This is a genomic window from Polaribacter sp., from assembly GCF_965656025.1.
Lineage (GTDB): Bacteria > Bacteroidota > Bacteroidia > Flavobacteriales > Flavobacteriaceae > Polaribacter.
This window is the reverse complement of sequence record NZ_CBFHJT010000153.1, coordinates 1-1,140: the sequence shown is the minus strand read 5'-3', so window position 1 is coordinate 1,140 and position 1,140 is coordinate 1. Positions and strand designations below refer to the sequence as shown.

Below are 1,140 nucleotides of genomic sequence, written 5' to 3'. Positions count from 1 at the left end.
AACTGCAAATGAAAAGTTTACACGACCACGACCATCTGCAAAAGGAATTTCCCAAAGAGATTCTCCACCAGCTGAAACATTTTCTTCATTTAATTTTCTCCAAACTGTTTCAAAAGATGGTTCTAATCTTGCTGTACCACTATTAATAACGTCTCTACATTCGTCTAAAGCTAATTTATACATTTTAGCTACAGATAAATCTGGATCGTTACTTCTGCGAACTCCATCATTTGGGTATTGTTGAAAACCACTTGCCGCCAAGGCAACACGAGCTCTTAACCCTTTTACAAATGCTTTGTTTACTTTTTCTACAGTTGTTGTAGCAGGAACCTCATTAGGCCATGCAACTAATTCTGAAGCTTCTCCTAAATCTGCAATAATTTGTTTGTAAATAATATCTCTATTAGATTTTTCGATATAAATTGTTTCTGAATTTATTGGCTCAAAACGAGCTGGTACATCTCCCCAAGTTTTTATCAAATCGCTATAGTACAATGCTCTTAATGTTAAAGCTTCTCCTAATAATTGACCTAATTCATTTCCTGGTTCTGGGTTTCCAAATTCACGCAAACCTCTAATACAAAGATTAGCTCTTTCTATACCTGAATATATCATTGCCCAAGAACTATTAGTTCTATCCATTTGTTGATTATTTGGTTTTGCATCATAAATCATTAACTCACCTGTTGCATTTCCAACAGAAGCAGAGTTATAATTCCACTCAGCATCGGTATTAAAACCATAAAAAGGAATATGTCTACCTCTATAAGAGTTAGTTTGTCCCATTGGCTCTAAAATTCCGTCTACAGCTCCTCTAGCCAAACCTGGTGTTGAGAAGATTAAGGATTCGTCTAACGTTGATTTTGCTGGAGCATCTAAGAAATCACTGTCAACTTCTTTACACGAGTAGAAAAGTACGAAAGTAAGTATTCCTAAAAATATTGTTGCTTTTATGTTTTTCATTTTTTCTAAAGTTTGTTATTAAAAATTTAAATTTAAACCAAAAACGAACTGTCTACTTCTTGGATAAGCTGAATAATCTACGCCTGGTGTTAATGGAGTTCTTCTTCTTGTTGAAACTTCTGGGTCTGGACCCGAATAATTTGTTGCAACAAATACATTATTTGCAGTAACATAGAA

Annotated in this window: 1 protein-coding gene; it reads right to left on the bottom strand. The window is 34.3% G+C overall.

Annotated elements, in window-relative coordinates; all coding sequences use genetic code 11:
• Positions 1-963: RagB/SusD family nutrient uptake outer membrane protein (locus ACTG3S_RS14525; RefSeq protein WP_439130045.1), on the bottom strand; the 963-nt coding region annotated here is incomplete at its 3' end.
• Positions 964-1,140 lie beyond the last annotated feature (177 nt).